Source organism: Polaribacter sp. (assembly GCF_965660385.1).
Lineage (GTDB): Bacteria > Bacteroidota > Bacteroidia > Flavobacteriales > Flavobacteriaceae > Polaribacter.
The window spans coordinates 1-272 of record NZ_CBFHZT010000006.1; the positions used below are offsets into that span (position 1 = coordinate 1).

A 272-nucleotide genomic window follows, 5' to 3' on the forward strand; every position below is an offset into this window, starting at 1 on the left:
TTATTTCTTCTTCTTTTTCTTCAATTAAATCGTTGGTTAAAATTGCTTTTTCGTTCGCTAAATCAGATTTTAAAACTTCTATATGACGTGCTTGGTCATCTAATTTCTTCCTCCATTTTGCAATTTTAGCATCTAAAGTATTTTGTGCTTGTATATATTCTGGAACATTTTCTAAAATGTATTCCATATCTATATACGCAATAATTTGACTTCTTTGTGACCAAAAAGTTGTAACAGTAAATAAAAGAACGACTACTAAAAATATTTTTTTC

At 26.8% G+C, this 272-nt stretch carries 1 protein-coding gene; it reads right to left on the reverse strand.

Going from position 1 to position 272, the window contains the following annotated elements:
* Positions 1 to 272, reverse strand: a 272-nt coding sequence (locus ACTG3V_RS03115; protein WP_439130672.1) for an OmpH family outer membrane protein, incomplete at both ends; no start/stop codon positions are given.